Raw genomic sequence first — 22,195 nt, 5'->3', positions numbered from 1 at the left:
GATAAATTGTTTGTAATATTTTTAGTTAAGGCATAGTAAGGCCATGAACACTTTTTTTGAGTGCTTAAAATTGTACACTGTGGGGTCTGGGCAGCCTTAAAAAGGGAGCCAGCAGTGTTAAGTCTATAAGTTTGTGTATGGGGTTATTCCAAATTGATGCGCTCTACAACAGACACAGCAGGTTGGAACTGCGAGTGGGAATAGGAACTTGGCGTTAAGCTTTCTGTCAAATTTAGCGCCCCTGCTCCTAAACTTTCCCAATAATATGGTGCGGAAAATTCAAAAGCAATAGGCAATGAAAAATATTATGCATAGCGAATATCTATGGTTAAACATTATACAGCTCAACCTCTTACCCCCGCAGCAGGCCAGCACCAACTATGGCCCTTTGGGCGCTAGCTGCACAGATATCAGTTCCTCGCTCTCTTTATATCCAGCGCTGTCACCGGTTTCTTTTTACCGGAAGGCATTCTCAGTGCAAATTACCCCCCTAATACGGCACTACCTGAAAGTACAACACCATCTGGTTATACCATAATTGTGCTCTAGTTCTAGTTAGGAAACCAGGATTCTCTGCTAACACCAAAAGCTTCGCTCTTTATCCTACTATATTCCTATCACAAGGTTAACAACACATTGGCATTAAATCAAAATTATGGCTTAATTTTTAATTACTAAACAAAATAAAAGACATATTTTTAACATTATATCAAATTAACAGACTATATAATAAAATATTGTCAATACAACAAAAGTAAGCAAACACTTACCTGTTTGGACTATTCTAACAACCTCTTAGAAGCAAGTTTCCTTTATTGTAGTCTCCCAACACTATCTTATCCTTTTGTACAGGAACAAGCTTATAAAACGAGCAAGGCCAGTGTTATTAACACTGGCCTTGCTCGTTTTATTCATCAGATCGTGATGTTTACGCCTGCATCAGATAAGCCTTGATATATTCATCCAGGTCTCCATCCAGCACGTTTTGCACGTCGGTACGCTCCACGCCTGTGCGGATGTCTTTAATCAGCTTGTAAGGGTGCAGCACGTAGTTCCGTATTTGTGAGCCGAAATCGATCCGCTTCTTCGTACTCTCGATGCGGTCACGCTCTTCGTTGCGCTTCTCTATCTCCATCTGGTACAACCTGGACTTGAGCATGCGCAGGGCGTGTTCTTTGTTCATGAGCTGTGAACGCTCAATCTGGCACTCGATCACAATACCTGTCGGCTTGTGCTTCAGGCGTACCGCCGTCTCCACTTTGTTTACGTTCTGCCCGCCGGCACCACCCGAGCGGAAGGTATCCCACTCTATGTCGCCCATGTTAATCTCGATGTTGATGGTGTCATCCACAACCGGGTAGGCAAAAACCGAGGCAAAGGACGTATGGCGACGGCCACCGGAGTCAAAGGGCGAGATACGCACCAGGCGGTGCACCCCGATCTCGGACTTCAGGTAGCCGTAGGCGAAGTCTCCGGTAATCTCTAAAGTGGCGGATTTTATACCAGCCCCTTCTCCGGCATTGTAGTTCAGCTGCTTTACCCCAAAGTTGTGCGACTCGGCCCACATGATGTACATGCGCATGAGCATCTCGGCCCAGTCCTGGCTCTCGGTGCCGCCTGCCCCTGGGTTAATTTCGACAATGGCGCTCAGTTGGTCTTCCTCGCCGCTCAGCATCCGCTTAAACTCCAGCCCTTCTACAGCCTGCTCAGCTTTCCCATGTTCCTGCCGGATGTCTTCTTCCGACACGTCCCCCTCTTTGTAAAAGTCGAACAGCACCTCAAAGTCAGACACGGCTTTCTCCACCTCTTCATAGTGGTCTGTCCACACCTTTACCGCCTTAATCTCTTTGAGGATCTTTTCGGCTTCCTTCGGGTCATCCCAAAAGTCGGGGGCGGTGGTCTGCTTCTCTGTTTCCGCTATCTGCTCTTTTCTGGCATCGTAGTCAAAGATACCTCCTCAAGGCCTCTACTCTGGCCTTTAACTCTTTTACTTGCTCTGTTGTCATGCGTGTTGTGTATAATTCGTTTGTCTTGCTCCTAAATAAGAAAATGCTGAAGCACAAACCACACTAGCTTATACTTCAGCATTCTGTACTCCTTTAGCCGCTTACAGGCTGATTCTATACGTCCAGCCGTACTGGTCCTCTACCTGGCCAGTTTTGATCTTGTCTAATTCTGCCGCAATTTTGTTCGATACATCACGTCCCTCCACCGGCGGCAACTCATAATCTGTACCGTTGTAATGGATAACGGCAATCTGTGCCACAGTAGCAGCGGTGCCTACCCCGAAGGCCTCCTTCAGCTTGCCAGCATCCTGCGCCTCGATTACTTCCTCTACAGAGACTCTACGCTCTTCCACGGTATAGCCTAAGTCACGGGCCAGGCGCAGCACACTGTTACGTGTAATGCCGTTCAGGATAGTGGTGCTAACAGCCGGAGTGATGATCTTGTTATCGATCAGGAACATGATGTTCATGGTACCCGCTTCTTCTATGTACTTGTGCTCGCGGGCATCCGTCCAAATGAGCTGGTGGAAGCCTTTCTCCTGCATTTTGCGGGCTGGCATCATGGCAGCGCCATAGTTACCGGCTGTTTTCGCGAAGCCTGTTCCTCCCTCAGCGGCACGCGCATAGTTTGGCTCGATGGCTGCTCTTACCGGATGATTATAATAAGCGCCTACCGGACAGGTGAAAACGATGAAACGGTACGTAGCCGACGGACGGACGCCAATAAAGTCATCGGTGGCGAACATGAAGGGACGCAGATACAGGGCGCTTCCCGGTGCGGATGGAACCCAGGCAGCATCCAGGCGCAACAGCTGCTCCAGCCCTTGCATGAATATATCCTCCGGCACATCCGGCATGCACATGCGCTCTGCCGACAGGTTCAGCCTTTTCAGGTTATCCAGCGGGCGGAACAGCAACACGTCGCCGTTCTTGCTGTCACGGTAGGCCTTCATCCCCTCAAAGATAGACTGGCCATAATGCAGGGCCGAGGTAGCAGGACTTAAGGACATATCGCCATAAGGCATGATCTGCGGCGTTTGCCAGGCACCGTCTTTATAGTCGACCACCAACATGTGGTCTGAGAAGACTTTGCCAAACTCAATGTTACTGAAGTCCACTTCAGCAAGGCGTGACTGTTGCACACGCTGTGTAGGTATAGTTAGAGTATCAACTGACATAGTAAATTTATTTATTTCTGATAGGGTATTCTGTAGCGTTCCTAAACCCTTGGCTTCCAGGTTATCTCTTCGGCCTGTAGTTCATGGGTCATTTTACGGCAAAGCGCAAAAAGATAGTCCGACAGCCTGTTCAGGTACTTTATCACCAGGTCCTCGACCTCGGAAATCTCCTGCAGGCTGATTGCCAGGCGCTCTGCCCTGCGGCACACGCAGCGGGCAACATGGCAAAATGATACAGACTGGTGCCCTCCCGGTAGCACAAAGGCGCGCAGCGGGGGCACCTCGGCCATCATCTTGTCTATCTCCTGCTCCAGTAAGCTGATGTCCTCCTCATGCAGGTCCGGCGTTTTCATCTTAGACTTCTCGGGGTCTGTGGCCAACAGAGCACCAATGGTGAAGAGGCGGTCCTGTATCTCTTTCAAAATATCCAGCCGCCCTTTGTTTACCTCCTGGTCGCGCACAAGCCCAATGTAAGAGTTTAACTCGTCCACGGTTCCATAGGCCTCAATGCGCAAGTGGGACTTCACCACCCGTGTACCACCAATAAGAGAGGTTGTTCCCTTGTCGCCGGTCTTTGTGTATATCTTCATGGAGTTTACTGCTATTGTTCTGTCTGTAGGCGGGCAGCTGTGATCACATCCTCATTCACCAGGTCAGACTCTACCAGCCCGTCGCGCAGCCGAACAATCCGGTGCGCATACCGGGCGATGTCCTCCTCGTGTGTGACCATGATGATCGTGTTGCCCTTGGCATGCAGGTTCTCGAACAGCTCCATAATCTCATAAGAGGTCTTGGTATCGAGGTTACCGGTAGGTTCGTCGGCCAGTATAATGCTGGGGTCGTTGATCAGGGCACGGGCAATGGCCACACGCTGGCGCTGGCCACCGGATAGCTCATTCGGCTTATGCTTGCCACGTGTACCCAGTCCTACGCTCTCCAGTGCTTTCTGCGCCTTCTCCTCTCTCCTGCTCTTGTTATAGCCGGCATAAATGAGTGGCAAGGCCACATTCTCCAGAGAGCTCTGGCGGGGCAGCAGGTTGAAAGTCTGAAACACGAAGCCAATCTCTTTGTTACGCACCTCGGCCAGCTCGTTATCGGTCATGTTACTCACATCCTGCCCGTTGAGGACGTACGTACCGCCTGTGGGTGTGTCGAGGCATCCGATAATGTTCATAAAGGTTGACTTTCCAGAGCCGGAAGGCCCCATGAACGCCACGTACTCCCCTTTGTTTATTTTGATGGATACCGATTTCAGGGCGTGGATCGTCTCTGCGCCCATGCGGTACACCTTTGAGATATCGTTTGTTTCGATGATGGTGCTGCTCATATGCTTTTTTTCATAGTTGCCAGTTTTCAGCACGCGCCTCGATTTCCTGGCGTTTTTGGTCTAACGTCTCTATAAATGTACTGTATTCTGCCGCAGGAAGCAAGTTGCTAAGCGTTTCCTGCGCCTGCTCTGCATAGCTATAAAGCCCCTGATCCAGGCTTTCCAGGGCATAAGCCTTGTAAAGCTCCGCAGCGAAAGGGTTGTAGGTAATGCCGCTCAGCAAAATGTTATAAGCGGTCTCTTCCTTCGGCTGATACTTGTTAAAGAAATTTGCCGCTGCCAGCACTACCTCTTCATCATACAACAGCATCTTCAGGGCCTGCTCGTAACGGGCGGCTGCCTCTTCTGTACGTCCTTTCACTTCCGCAATACGCGCTTTAAAGTACAGCTTCTGGCGCTCGTCCCGGGCGGTAAAGTACAGCCGGTCCATCCGGTCAAGGAGGGCATCGTAGTTCTTGGTGTACAGCCAGAGCCTGAGCTGCTGCAGGTTTAGTTGGGAGCGCAACTCCCCTTCCGGTTGTAGTTGCGTAGCTGTTTCCTTTATAGCAAAGTAAGCGGTCCGCCACTTCTTCTGCCCCATCAGGTAATTTACCCGGGCCACCAGCGCCCTTCGTTTCAGGTCTTTCTCCCCGACGGCCTCTACCAGGGCATCCACCTCCCGCCTGCTCAGTTCCGGCAGGTAGGTAAGCAGGTACTGTACCTTGTCCTTGTCCGGGGCCTGTGCTATAACCGAGTCCACCTCCTGCTGTAAAAGCGCAGCAAGGTCCTGGGCCACCGCCGTCGCCGCTTCATTCTCTGCAAAAGCCACCTCCTCCAGTGCCTGCACGGCTTCTTCCGGCTGGTTTGCCAACGCCAGGGCGTAGCCATGCGAGAGGTAGGCCTGCGCATAACCATGGTCTTTGGCTTGCTTAAAGTAAGCGGCGGCAGCCTTGTAGTTCTGCTCTTCCAGCATCCACTGCCCTAAGGCGTTATAGTAATAGCCGCTGTTACTTTCCGACTGCAGGGCCAGGTTCTCAACCAGGCGCCTCCCCTCTTTTGGGAGGCCGTTGTAATGGTGCACCAAGCCTTTGAGGTAAAGCAGGTCCTCGAAGAACAGCTGGTTTCCCGGAGTGGCCAGGTAATTGTTTATCGCTTGCAGCCGGCTAGTGTCCCCTTCGTTCAGCCGGCTTATGGTCTGGTTATAGAAGAGGGTAAAGTCCTCCACCGCCTCCAGCGAGTCGGGTATAAAGGCCTCCTTACTCTCCGGGTCCTGCCCCAGCAATTGCCTGAGGGCGGCCATGTTGCTGCGCAGGGTCTTGTACTTGCCCTTCCGGCTCTCCTCCAGCACGGCCCGTGCCGGATCCAGCATCGCCTGTCGGGTATAGAAAGCCAGTTGGTTACTGTGTACAAAGTCCTCGTCAGAGGCAAACCGCTCTGCCAGGTTAAAGTAATACGCTGTGCTGTCCTGCACACTGGTTTGGGAATAAAGCAGTGCCAGGTTGTTATAGATCTCGGCACTCTCCGGGAACTCCTCAGCCCCCTGCTGCAGCACGTAGAGCTTCTCAAAGAAGTACTCCTTCTCGTTGTAAAGGTTAGCCAGGCGCACGTACAGCTTCGGGTTCGGCCGCTTCTCCAGGGCCTCCTTCAGCCGGAGAACCTCCTCATTCCGCTCCTGCGCCTCCCGGTGCATCGAGGCCAGGCTGTAATTAGCCTTCACATTGTTAGCATCGTAAAGATCGCTCTCCTCAAAAAAGCGCTCCGCCAGGATCTCATTCCCTGAAGCCGTATACAGGTCGCCGAGGTAATTGTAATAGCCCGCCTGCGCATAGAAGTAAGAGCGGTACTGCGTCCGCATCACCAGAATGGCGCACAGGGCCATGCTTATCAGCAGAAAAGAAAAGAGAGAAAGCTTCTTCGGCTCATACACCACCTTGTACACGGGCAAGCGCTCCTCCATCAGCCTGCCAAAGTTAACCATCACGTACAGGAAGAACCCAAAGCCAAAAGCCAGATGGGTGTACACAATCAGGTCGTGATACAGTACGGTAAGGGAATCGTTGGCAGTGGCGAAAGCATAGCCAATGCTCAGGAAGGTGATGGTGGCAAACACCAGGTACAGCACCGCCCCTGTCGGGCGGAAATGAAACAGGTTCTTATAGTAAGCCTCCCGCTGCCGCATGCCCCAAAAACCAGTCAGCGTAGACAGCAACAGGATAAAGTACCCGTTGAGGTAAAACAGGTCATCAGCCTTCAGGTAGCCTACATGGCGCAAGTACAAGAGCAACAGGCTGAGCAGGTACAGTACGCTGATCAGCATAAACTGCCACAGGCTAAAGCGCCGCTCTGGCGTCTTGCCCTGTGTATTGATCCACACAAGGGCATTCACGTTCTCATAAGACACCCACAGCATAAACAGAACAGTGGCGACCAGGGTACCGATACTGCTGTAGCTTACCAGGTGCAGGGTAACTAGTTCAGGGGGGAACTCCGCTTCGCTGTAGATCAGGAAGCCCAGCACGACCATCACCCCCAGCATGGCTACGACGCGTATGGCAAAGGGCGTACCCGGCCAGAAGGCCTGAAAGGCGTAACTGGTAACTGCCAGCAGGGCAATGCTGAGCAGCAAGGCCGTCTGGCTGGCACCGCCCCCGAAAACATCCAGCAGGTCGAAATTAAAGGTGGCCAGAAAAAGCATCAGCAACAGCACGCCTCCAAAGTAGGGTAGCCGCTTCATTGCGCTGATCGCAGCCGTATAAAAGGCAACGCATATGGCCAGAATACCCAGCAACAGCATGGCGGCCGTGGTGTTGACCGTGGGCAGGGCCACGTCGTACTGCTCAAAGATCAGGTAGCCGTTGGCGGTAAGCGTAAAGGGTTCCAGCAGGCGCGTTACCTCATGCACCGGCACCGGCACTACCTGCAGGTCCGTCAGCTTGTCCCACCCGAACACACTGCTTTCTCCTGTAAAGTAGTGGTACACGCCAGCAAGCAGGGCCACGACACTCAGCAGGAGTAAAAAAAGATAGGGATACCTTGTGTCAGTATCCCAGCCTTTCCAAAATTTGATTTTATTCATAAAGTAGTCTACGGATTACTCCAGTACTTTTGGTACACGGAAATAGTCCGAGTCTTTTTTAGGCGCATTCAGCAGGGCCTCCTCATGCGATACAGTATTTACAGCCACATCCTCGCGCAGCACATTCACCTCCTCCGACATATGGATCAGCGGCTCTACGTTCTCTGTGTCCAGCTCGCGTAGCTGATCCATCCAGTTCAGGATCTTGTTCAGGTCCTGCAGCATTTCCTGCGCTTTCTCCTCGTTAAATTCTAGCCTCGCTAAATGCGCTATTTTCTTGATAGTCTGGATATCCGTTGACATATGTCTTACTGTGTTTCGTTATTTCTGTTTGTATAATATTAAATACTCTCTCTTTTAGCTCCGGCAAGTCTGCCAGGGTCATGCCCTTTGTATCGATCGGCTCGTGCACCACGATCTTGAGCGGATGCCAGCGCACCTTCAGCTTCCCATCCAGGTCGGGCAGGAAGTGCTGGTTATACGGCATGGTAACCGGCACAACGGGCACCTGCATTTCGATGGCGATCTTAAACGGCCCGTCCTTAAAGGGGAGCATCTTCACTCCCGCCGTTTTGGGAATGGTGCCTTCCGGAAAGATAACCAGGTTGCGCCCCTGCTCCAACGTTTTCTTTGAGCGGATGTAGCTTCGGGCACTGCTCACCGGGTTCCGGCGGTCCACGGGAATGTAAAGCTTGCTGTATACCTCTCCCCAGAGCGGCACTTTCGCCAAGGAGCTTTTGCCCACAAAGTTAAGAAATCCGGGAATGGTATGCAGCAACATCGGAATATCCAGGTAAGAGCTGTGGTTAGGCGTGAAAACATAGAGCTGCTTTCGGTCAAACCTCATGCGCCACTCCACGATCAGCGGGGCGAGGAACATCCGTAAAAAGACAGTAGACCAGGCCCTGTTGATGTTATGCACATGCCGGTACCACTTCTCTTTTCTGGATAAAAAAGCCTGCAAGGGATACGTTACCACAAACGGCACCACAAACCAGGTAACGCACCAGGTTGTGTAAATTCGATGTGATAAATATTTAATGGCTTTCATACTTCCAAATGTAAGCATTCTACATTATTGTACAACAGCGAAGCGCTGGCACATCCGGCTCCTCTTATAACGCTGGGCCAGCCATACTGGTATACCGGCCATTTCGTTAAGCCTCTCGCCGAAGTAGCAGGGCTGCCTTCAGGATACCGGCCACGCTGATCGCATCTGTTATTTCGTTATTCATCGCCATGCGCACGGCTTCCTCAAAGGGCACCCGTTTGATGTGCAGCTCCTCTGTTTCCTCAAAAGCTGTTTCCCCGGAAGTTAGTTCCTGTGCCAGGAAAACAAAGCCTTCCTCGTCGGTAACGGAGTTGGAGGTGTGCAAGCGGCAGATATTCGTCCATTTAGCAGCGGTAAAGCCTGTTTCCTCCTTCAGCTCCCGCTTGGCGGAGTCCAGGATATCATCCTCCATGGGCCCTCCGCCCATGGGTATCTCCCAACTGTACTCGTTTAAGGGATAACGGTACTGCCCGATCAGGTAGGTATAACCTTCATCATCTATGGGGATGATACCGATCGCCTTGTTCCTCATGCTCACGACTCCGTAGATGCCCTCTCCCCCTTTCGGGTTCAGCACCTGGTCTTCGCGCACCCTGATCCAGGGATTTTGATAAATGTCTTTGGAGGAAAGGGTGGTCCAGGGGTTATGTTGTTCGTCTGGCATAGCTTGTTCTTGTTCTTTTGCAAAGATAGGGTTTTAGTGCACGCAAAGCTTTAAGCTTGCACCTCCCGGATTACGAGGGCAACTGCCTTACCGTTTCTGTCTCTCTTTTTCTGGCTTATGTTAGCAGCCTGAGCAGAAGCAACCTGTTGTTCATACGCTCTTCAAAGGTATATGAGAAAGCAGGAGCACCGGAATTCGCCTGCGGCTTGGCTGGCAGAAGTTATCTCCACCAACTCATCAGCCCAGGTAGTTCAGTTGAAAGCGCACCTGCAGCAGTTCCTGCACGTCGCTGATTGGCCTGAAGGTATTCCGGAGCGTCTGCCGTTCCAGCTTGCTGAGTTGCGCAGGGTTGATGTAGCGCCCGGAGTCGTGGTTTTGCAGGCCGCTCAGGGCACGGTGCCGCATCATGATCTCGTAGGCCAGGGCGGCCTCTTTGTAAAGGCTTGCATTCTGCGGCTCTAAGGTTGCCAGCTTTGCAAAGCGCTTAAAGGTATTGTTTTCCCCAGTCATGCGGTTTTCCAGCGCTAGCACCCGGGCAGCGTCCACGAGTGGGGCCATGGCACGGAGCTTTATGTCGAACCGGTCTTTGTGCTCCCCGCCGCGTTCCACAACAAAGTTGCGAAAGAAGCTGAGGGGTGGCGGGCTTTGCAACGCGTGCTTGGCCAGGTAAGGCAGAAAGATGTGCTCCTGCTGTATGTACCGGTAAATATACGCCGTCAGCTGTTCGGCCAGACTGAACTCACCATACACTGGCCGATAGTCGAAAAAGATGCTGGCATTCAGCAGGGCCTCCTCCGTGGGCTCGAGGATCCAGTCATGAAAGTACCCCTTCCAGACCTGCAGGGGCTGGCACCACCTGGGGTTGCCTGCCATCATGTTGGCCGGGCACTTCTCAAAGCCACACTTCGCCAACACCTCATTCACCAGCCTGGCCAGCTCTACAAAATATGCCTGTGCCTCCTGCTCCTTGCCTGTATGGGTATCCTCAAACACCAGCGCATTATCCTGGTCGGTGCGCAGCAACTGCTCTTCGCGGCCTTCGCTCCCGATGGAGAGCCAGCAATAGCGCAGCGGAGGCTCACCCAGCACCTTTTCGGCATGCTGCAACGCCCGTACCACCAAGGCATCGTTTATCTCGGTCATAACGTTGGCCACAAAAGCAATGCTTACGTCCTGCTCCAGGTATTTCTGCAGAAGTTCCTCGGCCCGGTTACGAATGGAAGGTAAGTTCTCTACGTTTGGCGTTTGTCGGATTTCCTGCACTATTACAGCCGGGTTGTTCCCCTGGGCCAGCAAGAGGTGATGCTCAGTCAGCACCCCTTCTACCGGCGTCTTACCCGAGCCGTCGGTGGTCACACAAAGGTGCTTGACACGGTGGCGCATCATCAGCAGAAGAGCCTCTGCCAGTCGGGGATTAGGCGCTATGGTGACTACCGGTGCAGACATCACTTCCGTTACAGCGTCATCTACACTCAGGTGCCCCGCCACGACGCGCTTGCGCAGGTCTGAGTCCGTCAATATACCGACAGGGTGCTCCTGCTCATCCACCACCAGCATAAAGCTGGAGTTTTTGTCGCTCATGATCTGTGCAGCCAGCCGAATGGAGGTATGGGCAGCACAAGTCACTTGGTTATGATGCGTAGGCAGTGGCAGGATATCCTCTAAATGCAGGGGCTGCGTGCTGTGGTGATGTAAACGACGCGCCTCTTTGGTTTCCTGCATGCTACCCTGCTGCCGGGGTGCCCCGGCCGCGAACCCGGCGGCAAAGTACAAGGCCACTTCCGGGCTTTGATGCAGTATGGGATCGAACAGGGCGACCGGGACTCCATACACGAGGGTTTCTTCAGCGGCCGTAGCAGTGGAAGAGTAATCTTTTTTGGCGATAAGGGCCCGTGCACCGAACACGTCGCCTTCATCGCAAATATCCACTAAACGCTGCGCATGCTCCGGCCCCTGCTCTAAGCGCACCGATCCCTGCCGGACGACATAAAACTGGCTGTGTGGTGTGTCTCCCTGCCGGAAGAGCACCTGCTCCGGCTCCAGGACCTGTACTCTTACCTGTTCCGCCAACTGGCGCAACTCCTCCTCGGGTATCAGGTTAAATGGTGGGTATTGCTTCAGGAACCCCAGTACGCGCTCTTGTGTAGCATTGGCAGGTGACATTTCAACAGGTTTTATCCTTGTTTAAGGTAGTGGTTTTGAGGGTGCGGCGCAAGCGGGACGAGACGTAAGGCGTTTGCCTGTTCACATAGATGCCACCGCTACAAAAAAGGTCCTGCAGCGAGAACCACAGGACCTTCTTTCACAAAAGCCAGCCACTTATATGGCTCCTTCTTTGATCTCATCCACCACAGCCGGATCGAGTAGCGTAGAGGTGTCTCCCAGGTTAGAGGTATCTCCTTCGGCTACTTTGCGCAGGATGCGACGCATAATTTTACCAGAACGTGTCTTCGGCAGCCCGCTCACGATCTGTATCTTGTCCGGCTTCGCGATCTTACCGATCTTCTCTACCACCGTTTCGATGATCTCGGCCCGCAGCCAGTCCTCATTCTCCGGCTTGCCTTTCAGAATCACAAAGGCATAGATACCCTGCCCCTTCACATCGTGCGGATAACCCACCACGGCCGACTCCACCACGTGCTCGTTGTGGTTGATGGCCTCCTCTATCTCGGCTGTTCCAAAACGGTGCCCGGAAACGTTGATCACGTCATCTACACGGCCAATAATGCGGTACAAGCCGTTCTCGTCACGCTTGGCGCCATCTCCCGTAAAGTACAGCCCCTTGTAGGTGGAGAAATAGCTCAGGCGTGCGCGCTCATGGTCGCCATACGTGGTGCGGATAATGCTTGGCCACGGGAACTTCATGCATAGGTAGCCTTCCACCCCGTTTTCGGTGATCTCGTTTCCATCGCTGTCTACCAGGATCGGCTGTATCCCTGGCAGTGGCAGGCCCGCGTGGCTGGGCTTCATAGGCGTTACGTCTGCGAGAGTGGAGATCATAATACCGCCCGTTTCTGTTTGCCACCAGGTATCCACTACCGGGCAGTCCTCCTTGCCCACGTGGATATGGTACCAGTGCCAGGCCTCTTCGTTGATCGGTTCGCCCACTGACCCTAACACCCGGAGGGAGTCCAGGCTGTAGGACAACACATCCTCGATATCGCCTCCCATCAGGGCACGGATAGCCGTTGGCGCGGTATAAAATATCGTAACGCCGAACTTATCCACCACCTGCCAGAATCGCCCGTTGTCCGGGTAGGTAGGTACCCCCTCAAACATCAGGGTAGTAGCACCGGCCAAAAGCGGGCCGTACACCAGGTAGGTATGGCCTGTGATCCAGCCCACGTCTGCCGTACACCAGTACACATCACTTTCCTGGTACTGAAACACGTTGCAGAAGCTGTACTGCGCATATACCATGTAGCCGCCGCAGGTATGCACCACCCCCTTGGGCTTACCGGTAGAGCCAGAGGTATACAGGATGAACAGCATGTCTTCGGCATCCATTTCCTCAGCCGGGCAGTCTTTGCTCACATCCTCCACTTCGTCGTGGTACCACACATCACGGCCTTCCACCATGTTCACGGCCCATCCCAGGCGCTCTACCACAATCACTTTCTTCACAGACGCACAGTCCTCTAAAGCCTCGTCTACCACGCGCTTGACAGGTATCTGCTTGGCACCACGGTTCAGCCCGTCCGAGGTTAAGACCATGCTGCACTGGGCATCGTTAATGCGGTCGGCCATGGCCGAGGCAGAGAAACCGGCAAACACCACCGAGTGAATGGCCCCAATGCGGGCACAGGCCAGCACCGCGATGGTCAGCTCGGGGATCATCGGCATGTAAATACAGATGCGGTCCCCCTTCTTCGCCCCATTCTTTTTCAGGACGTTGGCGAACTGGCACACTTTCTCGTGCAACTCGCGGTAAGTGTAGCGGATAAAACGCTCTTTCGGGTCGTTGGGCTCCCAGATCAGGGCAAGCTTATTGCCCCGGGTTTTCAGGTGGCGGTCCAGGCAGTTTTCCGTAATGTTCAGCTTGCCTCCCAGAAACCACTTCACGTTCGGCTCCTCAAAGTTCCAGTCCAAGACCTTATCCCACTTCCTGCGCCAGGTAAAGGTATCGGCTATGTCAGCCCAGAACCCCTCCGGGTCCTCGGTGCTGCGCTTATAGGCTTCCTGGTATTCTTCATAGGTTTTAAGCTGATAGTTCGTCATGGCTAAACTTAGTTCTTGGTTTGAATTTAATTTATAGGGTGGAAAGGCGCTGCCTATGTTTCTTTTCTTTAAAGGTCTCGTATTTCTGTCAGTATGGCCGGATCGTCGACGGTAGAGGGCACGGCATAATGCACACCGTCCGCCATATGGCGGATAATTTTACGCAGGATCTGCCAGAGTGTGTCTTCGGGAGCCTGTTTACCATCAAAAACACTGTGAAAGCAGGCCACAACCCCGATCTTTTCACGAATCAGCGCTACCAGCACCTGCTCCAGTTGCCCCTCTCCTACGGTCTGCCCGTCTTTCAGTACGACCAAACCCACAGGACGCTGTCTGCACAACTCGACGGCAATGCCAACCACAGCACACTCTGCCTCTGCCAGATGGGAGGAGACCACCTCCTCCATCTCCCCGGTAGGCAGCCGGTGCAGCCCATGGTATACACATAGCCCTCCTCTTCGATATAACCCGCCGTCGCGGGTCATGTAGTAGCCAGGGAAGCGCTTCAGACAAAAATCACGGAAGCGGCCATCCTCCTGCCAGCGTATTGGCCGCCGGGGGGCAGCGGCAGCTTTACGGCTACCACACCTTCCTGATTTAGGATAAGCAGATTCTCCTCCTCTCGCAGGACCTGCACATTATAGCCGCAAACGGGTTTACCTGCAGCGCCCGGCTTGGCAGGCATTTCCTCCAGCCCCACCAAGTTGGCCACCATTGGCCGGCCTGACTCTGTTTGCTACCAGTGGTCTACCACGGGCACCTGAAGCAAGTTCCTGGCCCAGTAATACGTAACCACGTCGCAGCGCTCTCCAGCTAAAAATAAGAATTTAAGTGATGCCGTGTCATACTTTTTCTTGAATACCCCGTCCGGATCCTCTTTTTTAATGGCACGAAAAGTCGTTGGAGCCGTGAACAGCACCTTTACCCCGTGCTGCTGAAGGATACGCCAGAAAGTGCCGGCATCAGGCACACGTACGGACTTGCCCCCTTTAAACCAGCGGTAAAAGCCTTGTTCATCGGTCGAGCGAATGCCTGCTGTGGTTTTTCGTACCATGCCAGTCGTCCGGCCTGCTCTCCCAGCATGCCTCCGGGTCCGTGCTACTCTGCGCGTAGGTGCTTGGTGTTTCGGTCAAAGTCTCCATAGTTTTAACTTTTTTGCCTTCCGTCAACATGCTGTCAGGTCTTTTATTTTCTCCATCAGGAAGCGCGTGGAGAAAGGCTTTAAGATATACAGGTCGGCCCCTACAGCATAGCCTTTCTTTATGTCGGCCTCCTTGGTCTTGGCACTCAGGAAAATAACCTTGGCGCCACTCATTTCCGGTTTCCCGCGAATGTGGCGGCACACCTCATAGCCGTCCATTTCGGGCATCATGATGTCCAGCACCACCACTTTCGGCAGTTCCCTGTTCACACTCTCCATTGCCTCCACGCCATTGCGGGCTATAAACACCTGGTAGCCGTTCTTGCGCATCAGGAACTCCAGCGGCATCAGGATGCTGGGCTCATCATCCACCACCAGCACCTTCAGTTTTTCTTTTTCCTTGCTCATCGTTTTATGCTTTAGCGGCAGGGTAAAAGAGAACCTTGCCCCTTTGCCCGACTCGTTCGCTACCCACAGTCGCCCCTGGTGCGACTTAATTATCTTTTTGCAGAGGGCCAGCGGGCATAGGCATAAGGGTTGCGTACAAAGCTCCTCCTTGCTGCTGAGCGGCGCTCCGCCCAGGAAACCAGCCCTAACAGCAAGGCCAGGTATCAAAACAGCACCCTGATCACAAGCCAATAACTCATGCTCTTTACTTCGGTTTCCGGATGGGCTTTCGCTCTCCAGACAAACCAATAACCACAACACCCCCTCGCCCCACTACAAAAGAAACGGTACGCTTGCGTAGCTTCTTTTATTTGGGGCGAGGGGTGAGTCTAACTGTGTTGCGGAAAAGAGACTAGTGGTGCGCTGCCGCCGCTACTGCTCCACGTGGAATCCGAATGTCCTCTACCAGGTCCTGAATATGAGCCGGCGGCGGTGGCGTCATGCGGGATATCACAAAAGACACCACAAAGTTTAGCAACATGCCAAGCGTACCGATACCCTCCGGTGATATCCCGAACCACCAGTTCTCGGGCTGGTTAGCGGCCGGGTTGATAAACTTAAAGTAGGAGATGTAGACGATGGTAAAGGTAAGGCCCACGATCATCCCCCAGATGGCTCCCTGCTTGTTCATGCGCGTGGAGAAGATGCCCATGATAATGACGGGGAAGAAAGACGCAGCAGCCAGACCAAAGGCAAAGGCCACCACCTCGGCCACAAAACCGGGTGGGTAAATGCCAAAGTATCCGGCAATCACCACCGCCGCCGTGGCTGCCAGCCGTGCCGCGATCAGCTCGTTCTTCTCTGATATGTCCGGCACAAAGGACTTCTTGAGCAGGTCGTGGGAGATAGAGGTCGAGATAACCAGTAACAGGCCTGCTGCCGTGGAAAGGGCGGCCGCCAAGCCACCGGCTCCTACCAGGGCAATCACCCAGTTGGGTAGTCGCGCAATCTCCGGGTTGGCCAGCACCATGATGTCTTTGTCAATGGTCAGTTCGTTCTGCTCCGGGTTCTTGACATACTGAATCAGTCCATCCGCGTTCTTGTCCGTCACAGCAATCAAACCTGTCTTTCCCCAGTTCCCCACCCACTGTGGCATAGAGGCGATAGGTTGGTTACTGGTGGTGGTGAGCATGTTGTACATACCGAAAGCAGCAATAGCCGGCGCGGTCGTATAGAGTATGGCGATGAATACCAACGCATACCCCGCCGATTTGCGGGCATCCTTTACCTTTGGCACTGTAAAAAAACGGACAATTACGTGTGGCAGGCCAGCAGTGCCTACCATCAAAGCAGCTGTGATAAAGAAAACATCGATGGTAGACTTGGTACCGGCCGTGTAGGGAGCGAAGCCCAGTTCTGTGAGCATGCCGTCCAGCTTGGCCAGCAAGGGAGTGCCATCGGCTACATCACCACCCAAACCAAGCTGTGGAATCGGATTGCCGGTAAGCATTACCGAAATGAAAATGGCCGGTACCATGTAAGCAAAAATCAGCACACAGTACTGTGCCACCTGTGTATAAGTAATGCCCTTCATGCCACCCAATACTGCGTAAAACAGCACGATAATCATCCCGATGATCACGCCCGTCTCAATTTCCACTTCCAAAAAGCGGGAGAACACGATTCCCACACCGCGCATCTGCCCGGCCACATAAGTAAACGACACGAAGATGGCACAAACTACCGCCACCAGGCGGGCCGTTTTAGAGTAGTAGCGGTCACCCACAAAGTCCGGCACCGTAAACTTCCCGAACTTACGCAGGTAGGGTGCCAGCAACAGGGCCAGCAGCACATAGCCTCCGGTCCAGCCCATCAGGTATACAGACCCGTCGTAGCCCATGAATGAGATCAGGCCCGCCATGGAGATAAAGGAAGCGGCACTCATCCAGTCGGCGGCAGTGGCCATGCCGTTTGCCAGTGGGCTTACCCCACCGCCAGCCACATAGAATTCTTTTGTAGAGCCGGCACGCGACCAGATGGCGATGCCGATGTAAAGGGCGAACGAAAGGCCCACGAGAAGGTATGTCCAGGCTAAAATTCCCATTTTTCTGTTTCTTTTAAGTTGCTACTAATTAGTCTTCATCCACGTCAAACTCTTTATCCAGCTTGTTCATCAGAACCACATAAATAAAGATGATGATAACGAAGCAGTAAATGGAGCCTTGCTGGGCAAACCAGAAGCCGAGCTTAAAGCCTCCCAGGTGAAACTGGTTAAGCTTTTCCACGAGCAAAATCCCGAACAGATACGAGACCGCGAACCAAAGACCGAGCAGTGTAAGCAGGATGCGCACGTTGCGCTTCCAGTACTCCTGCATCTTTTGTCTGTTGTTTTCCATGTGCTAAAGTTTAGTGTTTTGAGTAATGGTGTTAGAGACAGTTCCTAGCCTGTAAGGTGACCTCAGGCTAATCCTGTAGGTTGTCTATTTTGTAAAGTCGGGACGGTGATGAAGCGTCATCTACGCATGGTGCTCCCCAGTAGTAGGTTCTGGCATAGTTAAGTCGAAGTATTTTAAGCCATCCTTGTTTAGAGGCTTTTTCGTACTGAACCATCAGGGAGGCACTGCTCCAATAGCAGCAAAGCCCAAGACGGGCCACCACACTTCGGAAAAGTTTGTTCGCTACAATCCAGGAAATAAGGTACTTACCCGTGCGCAGCTGGTCCCTGAATCTTAAATCTAGTATATAGGATTAGCAGGAGAAAGGATAAACAGGGATATACAAACGCTAACTTGCTATACATCTTCGTTTTAAGAGCTACGGTAAAAGCTTTACAAGGCCTGCTTCTGCTATTCAAACAGCTGCGTAGCACCATAAAAGCAGAATACCGCTAATTAACTTAAGATGCGAGTTACTCAAGAACTTGAGCCAATAAGGGAAGGGCTCTGCTAGTCTCTGAAACGTTTCCACTTAATCATGATGTACTTATCACCTAGCTCTGTGATGATCATACCAGCGCCCTTCAGGTTTCCCCCGTTTTTGATGTGTTCTACGAGTTCGTTGTGATTTAATATTTTGTAGGTAGGGTGGTACTCTGTCTGTTCGGGGGCCTTTATCTTATACTTTCGCACCCAATTCATCACCGACACGTGGCTTACCCCTAAGATACGCTCAATTTCACGGTAGCTAATCCCCTCAATGTAAAGCTGCAGGGCTTTTGTTACGTAGTAGTTATCGATGTTTTTACCCAATTTATTTACCGTGTAGTAGTAGTTGCAAGACTTACAACGGTACCGCTGCCGCTCGTTTATAATGCCACTCTTCACTACGTCTGGCGCATTGCAACGGGGGCAGGCAGGGCTTTTCATCGTTTTCAGCGTATCTAACTGAGTAATCAATTACCATATATATAAACTTAGCGTATCTATAGTAAATTAGCAAATTAATCTTCCAGAATAGATGGGTCTATTTAAACATACCTAGGGGAATCCGCAACAAAGGCAGTCGCTGTGGGCAAGTAAAAGCCCTGCCATTGCTGACAGGGCTTTTTACAGAAGGTCAAATAGGGGTATTTAGCTTTAGCAGAAAATCTCAAGGACTTTGTCCGTCGCTGCCCTTCTTTGGAACAACATTGCAGGGAAACAAGATACTAAACAGCCTGTCACCTGAGGGTTCCCTAGCTGGTTTTACATATCCCGCAGGGAGACAATCACTTCGTTATACTTCTCTACCCCGTTTAGAAAGGTAACAACCTTACGGCCTACTTCTTCTGGCGAAGTCAGCTCTCCCTTCGCCTTGTAGTCTTTGAAACGTTGTATATTACTAAAGCGCGTGGCATCGCTGCTCCGTATGTTTCCCTGCATTTCTGTATCTACTACACCTGGGGACAGGGCAAACACTTTCACACCGGTGCCTCGTATGTCCTGTTCCTGCTGCGCAGTTTGGGAGAGCATGTCGATGGCTGCTTTGGAGGCGCAATAGCTGGCCCAACCGTCCACAGGGTATTTTCCTGCTCCAGAGCTGATGTTTACTACTACCTGCTGTGCCCTGTGGTGCCGGTAGGTCTTTAGGAAGGTGTTCATTAGCATGGCAGGAGCCACTACGTTTACATCAAACACAATCTTAAACGTCTCGTTCGGTAGGTCCTCCCCAACGTACCCGATGTCGCCCAGCACCCCGGCATTGTTTATCAACCCCAAGCGGGCCGCGTCCTGGTAAGGCAGAAACACTTCCGGCAGCATTTTCTCCAAACTGGTTAGGTCAGAAAAATCAATGGGGTGATGCCGGTAGTTAGGGTGCGCTATGCTGCTACTGCGCGACAGGCCGATAACCTGATTATTCTCGTCTTTCAACAGTTCCTCTGCGATGGCCTTGCCAATTCCTTTGCTTGCTCCGGTAATTATGTAGATGTTCAATTTCTTTCAGCTAAATGGTGCGCTCTAAGTTACGGATGAAACAGGAAGAAGGGTCAGGTGCCAGGTGGAAAGGGCGTAGACGATGAAAACAAAGAGCCGGCGCCCCTACACATGTAGAAGCGCCGGCTCTTAATGATAAACCAGCTAAGCAAAACCAGCCTGACGGCTTGCACTGGCCTAACGCAGCTAACACGGCTAAATCAGGCAAACACATTGTACCAAGCCGCCGGTCTCACCTTTTAAGCTTACAAAATATACTGGCTTAGGTCGCGGTTCTTTACCATGCCCGACAGCTTTTCCTGCACCATTTCGCGGGTAACCACGATATGGGCATTAGCACCAATCTTATCTGGTACATCAAAGAGGATGTCGTTCAGCAGGCGGCTCATTACCGTGTGCAGGCGACGTGCCCCGATGTTCTCTACCTCTGTGTTTACTTCGTAGGCAATAGACGCGATCTCGTCCAGCGCCTCGTCGTTAAAAGTCAACTCTACCTCCTCGGCCGAAAGTAAGGCTTCATACTGCTTGGTCAGCGCATTCTTCGGGAACTTCAGAATTTGGTAGAAGTCATCTTTTGTCAGGCTGTCCAGCTCCACGCGAATCGGGAAACGACCCTGCAATTCCGGGATCAGGTCTGATGGTTTGGCCACGTGGAACGCACCGGCTGCAATAAACAAGATATGGTCTGTGCTGATGATACCATACTTAGTATTAACGGTAGAGCCTTCTACAATTGGTAACAGGTCGCGCTGCACTCCTTCACGGCTTACGTCCGGCCCACCGCCTCCTTTGTTGCTCGCGCTGGCAACTTTGTCGATCTCATCGATAAAAATCACACCAGAGTTCTCCGCCTTAAAGATAGCTTCCTCCTTCACTTCGTCCATATCAATGAGCTTAGACGCTTCCTCTTCCAGCAGAATTTTACGGGCTTCCGCGATCGTTACCTTTCGCTTCTTGGTTTTCTTAGGCATCATGCCGCTGATCATCTCCTGTATGTTCATCATAGAGGCCTCGTCCATGCCTGGCCCCATCACGCCTACACCCGGAGCACTGCTCTGCTGCACGCGGATCTCGATCTTGCGGTCTTCCAGTTCCCCGTTGCGGATCTTCTCACGGAACTTCTCACGGGTACGCTCGTTTAGTTCATAATCGTTGTCTGGAACGGCATTCGGGTCCGAAGTAATAGAAATGGGGGTATTGTTCTTGCCCTGGATCGGCGGGATGAGCGCATCGAGGATGATGTCTTCCACCACCTCAGCGGCTCTTTGCTTCACCTCTTCCTTTTTCTTCTGCTTCACCATGTTCACCGACTGCTCCACCAGGTCGCGCACCATGCTTTCCACGTCGCGGCCCACGTAACCAACCTCTGTAAATTTAGAGGCTTCTACTTTGGTGAAAGGCGCATCGGCGATCTTGGCCAACCGACGGGCTATCTCTGTTTTACCCACACCGGTTGCCCCGATCATCAGGATGTTGTTCGGCACAATGTCGCCCTGTATGCTCTTGTCGGCATTCATACGGCGCCAGCGGTTTCGCAGGGCAATAGCGACATTGCGCTTCGCGTCCTTCTGCCCGATGATATACTTATCCAGCTCCTCAACAATCTGGGCTGGCGTCAGGGATGCAATATTGTCTAACATGATTTTATCTCTTTCTTCTATGATGGGCTACACCTCCTTTAAGAGCTGCCCATGGTTTTCAACTTCTTTTCTTCTTTAAGAACGTACGGGTATCCGTGCTTAAAGTAATATAATGCGTGGCACCGGACGGATGGAAAAAGGCGCTGCCGTAGTTTAACTCAAAGGACCTTACCCGCAACATAGCCCCTACCGACAAGCCTGCCCCCCCGGATCTAGTGTCCAGACGAAGCTCTTTGCGCCGCAGGTAATTATAGCCTGCCCGTAGCTGAAAGTTCTTGCTAAAAGCGAACTCTGCCCCGGCTACAAAATGACGGGCGATCTTATCTCCCAACTGTTTTTCCTCCTTCACTTCGTTCCCGTTCTCGTCTAGCTCACCCGGGGCGTTTGGGTCTAGGTATACGATATCGAACTGGTAAAGGCGGTGTGCGGTGAGCGAAAGCCGCACTGGCATGTGCTCAGGCTTATAAGTCACGCCCAGTTGTGCATCAAAGGGCATTGGCTGTCGTTCGCCCCCGTCGTAGGGCTTTACCTGATAGCCCACATTCTTAAACGCCAGGCCCACGGTAAAGTCTCTTTCCGGATGTTTAAAAATTACCCCGGCATCAGCTAGTATACTTATAGCCTGATTCCCCGCGATGCTGGATACGGCCACTCTGGCCGTAGCACCCATACGGAAGGCCTCTACCTGCCGTGCATGCGTTAGGTTCAGCGCATACTCGTTCACGCTAAAGTCTCCCTCCACAGCACCGGAGGCGTCCCGCTGCACAAAGTCTCCGTAGTTCAGATAGTTCACGCTGGCGGCCCAAGCACCTTTCTCCCCGGCCTTAAAAGCATAAGCCGCGTGGCTCTGCTTTATGTCGGCCAGGTAACCCACATAGGTCAGGCTGAGCTGCTGTTCCATTTCCTCGTTTAGCAGGGCCGGATTAGCCGATACCATACCTACATCATGGCCTCCTGCCGTAACGTTAACACCACCTAGCGCAGCCAGCTTAGCGGTGTTTGGCAATTCGAGAAAAGAAAAGCCCCGCTGCCCACCCACCTGCGCCTGTGCTGTAAGCAGCAGGCACAGCAGCAGTAGGGTTAGCAAAGCCTTTTCTCTTCTCATGCCTCTTATCG

At 52.5% G+C, this 22,195-nt stretch carries 21 protein-coding genes; all 21 read right to left on the bottom strand.

Annotation, left to right across the window (positions count from 1 at the left end; translation table 11 throughout):
- Nucleotides 1-928: 928 nt before the first annotated feature.
- Nucleotides 929-2,006 (bottom strand): peptide chain release factor 2 gene (prfB, locus tag CHB92_RS08160; RefSeq protein WP_106219087.1). Its coding sequence is split into 2 segments (ribosomal slippage): nt 929-1,945 and nt 1,947-2,006, totalling 1,077 coding nucleotides; the frame shifts between segments, so codons are not numbered across the junction.
- A 101-nt stretch (nt 2,007-2,107) separates the two neighbouring features.
- Nucleotides 2,108-3,184, bottom strand: coding sequence for a branched-chain amino acid aminotransferase (locus CHB92_RS08155; protein ID WP_089318702.1), 1,077 nt, complete (start codon nt 3,182-3,184; stop codon nt 2,108-2,110).
- A 41-nt stretch (nt 3,185-3,225) separates the two neighbouring features.
- A complete protein-coding gene (locus tag CHB92_RS08150; RefSeq protein WP_089318701.1) occupies nt 3,226-3,774 on the bottom strand; it encodes a cob(I)yrinic acid a,c-diamide adenosyltransferase in 549 nt (182 codons plus the stop codon).
- An 11-nt stretch (nt 3,775-3,785) separates the two neighbouring features.
- Nucleotides 3,786-4,511: an ABC transporter ATP-binding protein gene (locus CHB92_RS08145; protein WP_089318891.1), complete on the bottom strand. Its 726-nt coding sequence runs from the start codon at nt 4,509-4,511 to the stop codon at nt 3,786-3,788.
- A gap of 10 nt (nt 4,512-4,521) precedes the next feature.
- A complete protein-coding gene (locus CHB92_RS08140; RefSeq protein ID WP_089318700.1) occupies nt 4,522-7,566 on the bottom strand; it encodes a tetratricopeptide repeat protein in 3,045 nt (1,014 codons plus the stop codon).
- A 15-nt stretch (nt 7,567-7,581) separates the two neighbouring features.
- A complete protein-coding gene (gene gatC / locus CHB92_RS08135; RefSeq protein WP_089318699.1) occupies nt 7,582-7,869 on the bottom strand; it encodes an Asp-tRNA(Asn)/Glu-tRNA(Gln) amidotransferase subunit GatC in 288 nt (95 codons plus the stop codon).
- Nucleotides 7,811-8,617, bottom strand: coding sequence for a lysophospholipid acyltransferase family protein (locus tag CHB92_RS08130; RefSeq protein ID WP_245842383.1), 807 nt, complete (start codon nt 8,615-8,617; stop codon nt 7,811-7,813). The genes gatC and CHB92_RS08130 overlap by 59 nt, the downstream gene beginning before the upstream one ends.
- A gap of 106 nt (nt 8,618-8,723) precedes the next feature.
- A complete protein-coding gene (locus CHB92_RS08125) occupies nt 8,724-9,281 on the bottom strand; it encodes an NUDIX domain-containing protein (protein ID WP_089318698.1) in 558 nt (185 codons plus the stop codon).
- A gap of 237 nt (nt 9,282-9,518) precedes the next feature.
- Nucleotides 9,519-11,444: a DUF294 nucleotidyltransferase-like domain-containing protein gene (locus tag CHB92_RS08120; protein ID WP_089318697.1), complete on the bottom strand. Its 1,926-nt coding sequence runs from the start codon at nt 11,442-11,444 to the stop codon at nt 9,519-9,521.
- A gap of 156 nt (nt 11,445-11,600) precedes the next feature.
- Complete coding sequence (gene acs, locus CHB92_RS08115) at nt 11,601-13,499, bottom strand: acetate--CoA ligase (RefSeq protein ID WP_089318889.1); 1,899 nt, start codon at nt 13,497-13,499, stop codon at nt 11,601-11,603.
- 68 nt (nt 13,500-13,567) lie between these two features.
- Nucleotides 13,568-13,984 (bottom strand): AMP-binding enzyme, encoded by a 417-nt coding sequence (locus tag CHB92_RS26115; protein WP_245842382.1) that lies wholly within the window; start codon nt 13,982-13,984, stop codon nt 13,568-13,570.
- Between the two features lie 20 nt (nt 13,985-14,004).
- Nucleotides 14,005-14,214: a hypothetical protein gene (locus CHB92_RS26110; protein WP_245842380.1), complete on the bottom strand. Its 210-nt coding sequence runs from the start codon at nt 14,212-14,214 to the stop codon at nt 14,005-14,007.
- Nucleotides 14,215-14,235: 21 nt separating this feature from the next.
- Nucleotides 14,236-14,553 (bottom strand): AMP-binding protein, encoded by a 318-nt coding sequence (locus tag CHB92_RS26105; protein ID WP_245842378.1) that lies wholly within the window; start codon nt 14,551-14,553, stop codon nt 14,236-14,238.
- On the bottom strand, nt 14,513-14,641 hold the full coding sequence (locus tag CHB92_RS26285) for a hypothetical protein (RefSeq protein ID WP_258178993.1): 129 nt from the start codon (nt 14,639-14,641) through the stop codon (nt 14,513-14,515). Before CHB92_RS26285 ends, CHB92_RS26105 begins: the two co-directional genes overlap by 41 nt.
- Nucleotides 14,642-14,664: 23 nt before the next feature.
- Nucleotides 14,665-15,048, bottom strand: a complete 384-nt coding sequence (locus tag CHB92_RS08105) for a response regulator transcription factor (protein ID WP_089318888.1) — start codon at nt 15,046-15,048, stop codon at nt 14,665-14,667.
- A 391-nt stretch (nt 15,049-15,439) separates the two neighbouring features.
- On the bottom strand, nt 15,440-17,131 hold the full coding sequence (locus CHB92_RS08100) for a sodium:solute symporter family protein (RefSeq protein ID WP_089318696.1): 1,692 nt from the start codon (nt 17,129-17,131) through the stop codon (nt 15,440-15,442).
- Between the two features lie 28 nt (nt 17,132-17,159).
- On the bottom strand, nt 17,160-17,423 hold the full coding sequence (locus CHB92_RS08095) for a DUF4212 domain-containing protein (protein WP_089318695.1): 264 nt from the start codon (nt 17,421-17,423) through the stop codon (nt 17,160-17,162).
- Nucleotides 17,424-17,972: 549 nt separating this feature from the next.
- A complete protein-coding gene (locus CHB92_RS08090; RefSeq protein WP_089318694.1) occupies nt 17,973-18,392 on the bottom strand; it encodes a transposase-like zinc-binding domain-containing protein in 420 nt (139 codons plus the stop codon).
- A 318-nt stretch (nt 18,393-18,710) separates the two neighbouring features.
- Nucleotides 18,711-19,439 (bottom strand): SDR family NAD(P)-dependent oxidoreductase, encoded by a 729-nt coding sequence (locus CHB92_RS08085; RefSeq protein WP_089318693.1) that lies wholly within the window; start codon nt 19,437-19,439, stop codon nt 18,711-18,713.
- 245 nt (nt 19,440-19,684) lie between these two features.
- A complete protein-coding gene (gene hslU / locus CHB92_RS08080; protein ID WP_089318692.1) occupies nt 19,685-21,079 on the bottom strand; it encodes an ATP-dependent protease ATPase subunit HslU in 1,395 nt (464 codons plus the stop codon).
- Nucleotides 21,080-21,137: 58 nt separating this feature from the next.
- A complete protein-coding gene (porQ, locus tag CHB92_RS08075) occupies nt 21,138-22,184 on the bottom strand; it encodes a type IX secretion system protein PorQ (RefSeq protein ID WP_089318691.1) in 1,047 nt (348 codons plus the stop codon).
- Nucleotides 22,185-22,195 lie beyond the last annotated feature (11 nt).

This window comes from Pontibacter ummariensis (assembly GCF_900188175.1).
Classification (GTDB): domain Bacteria; phylum Bacteroidota; class Bacteroidia; order Cytophagales; family Hymenobacteraceae; genus Pontibacter; species Pontibacter ummariensis.
The sequence above is the reverse complement of the archived record's forward strand: the minus strand, read 5'-3'. Positions and strand labels throughout refer to the sequence as shown.

What these genes read in the sequence shown, in the direction of transcription:
- CHB92_RS08100 (WP_089318696.1), bottom strand. Translation starts at nt 17,131, where the DNA reads ATGGGAATTTTAGCCTGGACATACCTTCTCGTGGGCCTTTCGTTCGCC.
- CHB92_RS08145 (WP_089318891.1), bottom strand. Translation starts at nt 4,511, where the DNA reads ATGAGCAGCACCATCATCGAAACAAACGATATCTCAAAGGTGTACCGC.
- CHB92_RS26285 (WP_258178993.1), bottom strand. Translation starts at nt 14,641, where the DNA reads ATGGAGACTTTGACCGAAACACCAAGCACCTACGCGCAGAGTAGCACG.
- CHB92_RS26115 (WP_245842382.1), bottom strand. Translation starts at nt 13,984, where the DNA reads ATGACCCGCGACGGCGGGTTATATCGAAGAGGAGGGCTATGTGTATAC.
- CHB92_RS08090 (WP_089318694.1), bottom strand. Translation starts at nt 18,392, where the DNA reads ATGAAAAGCCCTGCCTGCCCCCGTTGCAATGCGCCAGACGTAGTGAAG.
- CHB92_RS08120 (WP_089318697.1), bottom strand. Translation starts at nt 11,444, where the DNA reads ATGTCACCTGCCAATGCTACACAAGAGCGCGTACTGGGGTTCCTGAAG.
- hslU (WP_089318692.1), bottom strand. Translation starts at nt 21,079, where the DNA reads ATGTTAGACAATATTGCATCCCTGACGCCAGCCCAGATTGTTGAGGAG.
- acs (WP_089318889.1), bottom strand. Translation starts at nt 13,499, where the DNA reads ATGACGAACTATCAGCTTAAAACCTATGAAGAATACCAGGAAGCCTAT.
- CHB92_RS08125 (WP_089318698.1), bottom strand. Translation starts at nt 9,281, where the DNA reads ATGCCAGACGAACAACATAACCCCTGGACCACCCTTTCCTCCAAAGAC.
- CHB92_RS26110 (WP_245842380.1), bottom strand. Translation starts at nt 14,214, where the DNA reads ATGGTGGCCAACTTGGTGGGGCTGGAGGAAATGCCTGCCAAGCCGGGC.
- CHB92_RS26105 (WP_245842378.1), bottom strand. Translation starts at nt 14,553, where the DNA reads ATGGTACGAAAAACCACAGCAGGCATTCGCTCGACCGATGAACAAGGC.
- porQ (WP_089318691.1), bottom strand. Translation starts at nt 22,184, where the DNA reads ATGAGAAGAGAAAAGGCTTTGCTAACCCTACTGCTGCTGTGCCTGCTG.
- CHB92_RS08150 (WP_089318701.1), bottom strand. Translation starts at nt 3,774, where the DNA reads ATGAAGATATACACAAAGACCGGCGACAAGGGAACAACCTCTCTTATT.
- CHB92_RS08095 (WP_089318695.1), bottom strand. Translation starts at nt 17,423, where the DNA reads ATGGAAAACAACAGACAAAAGATGCAGGAGTACTGGAAGCGCAACGTG.
- gatC (WP_089318699.1), bottom strand. Translation starts at nt 7,869, where the DNA reads ATGTCAACGGATATCCAGACTATCAAGAAAATAGCGCATTTAGCGAGG.
- CHB92_RS08130 (WP_245842383.1), bottom strand. Translation starts at nt 8,617, where the DNA reads ATGAAAGCCATTAAATATTTATCACATCGAATTTACACAACCTGGTGC.
- CHB92_RS08105 (WP_089318888.1), bottom strand. Translation starts at nt 15,048, where the DNA reads ATGAGCAAGGAAAAAGAAAAACTGAAGGTGCTGGTGGTGGATGATGAG.
- CHB92_RS08140 (WP_089318700.1), bottom strand. Translation starts at nt 7,566, where the DNA reads ATGAATAAAATCAAATTTTGGAAAGGCTGGGATACTGACACAAGGTAT.
- CHB92_RS08155 (WP_089318702.1), bottom strand. Translation starts at nt 3,184, where the DNA reads ATGTCAGTTGATACTCTAACTATACCTACACAGCGTGTGCAACAGTCA.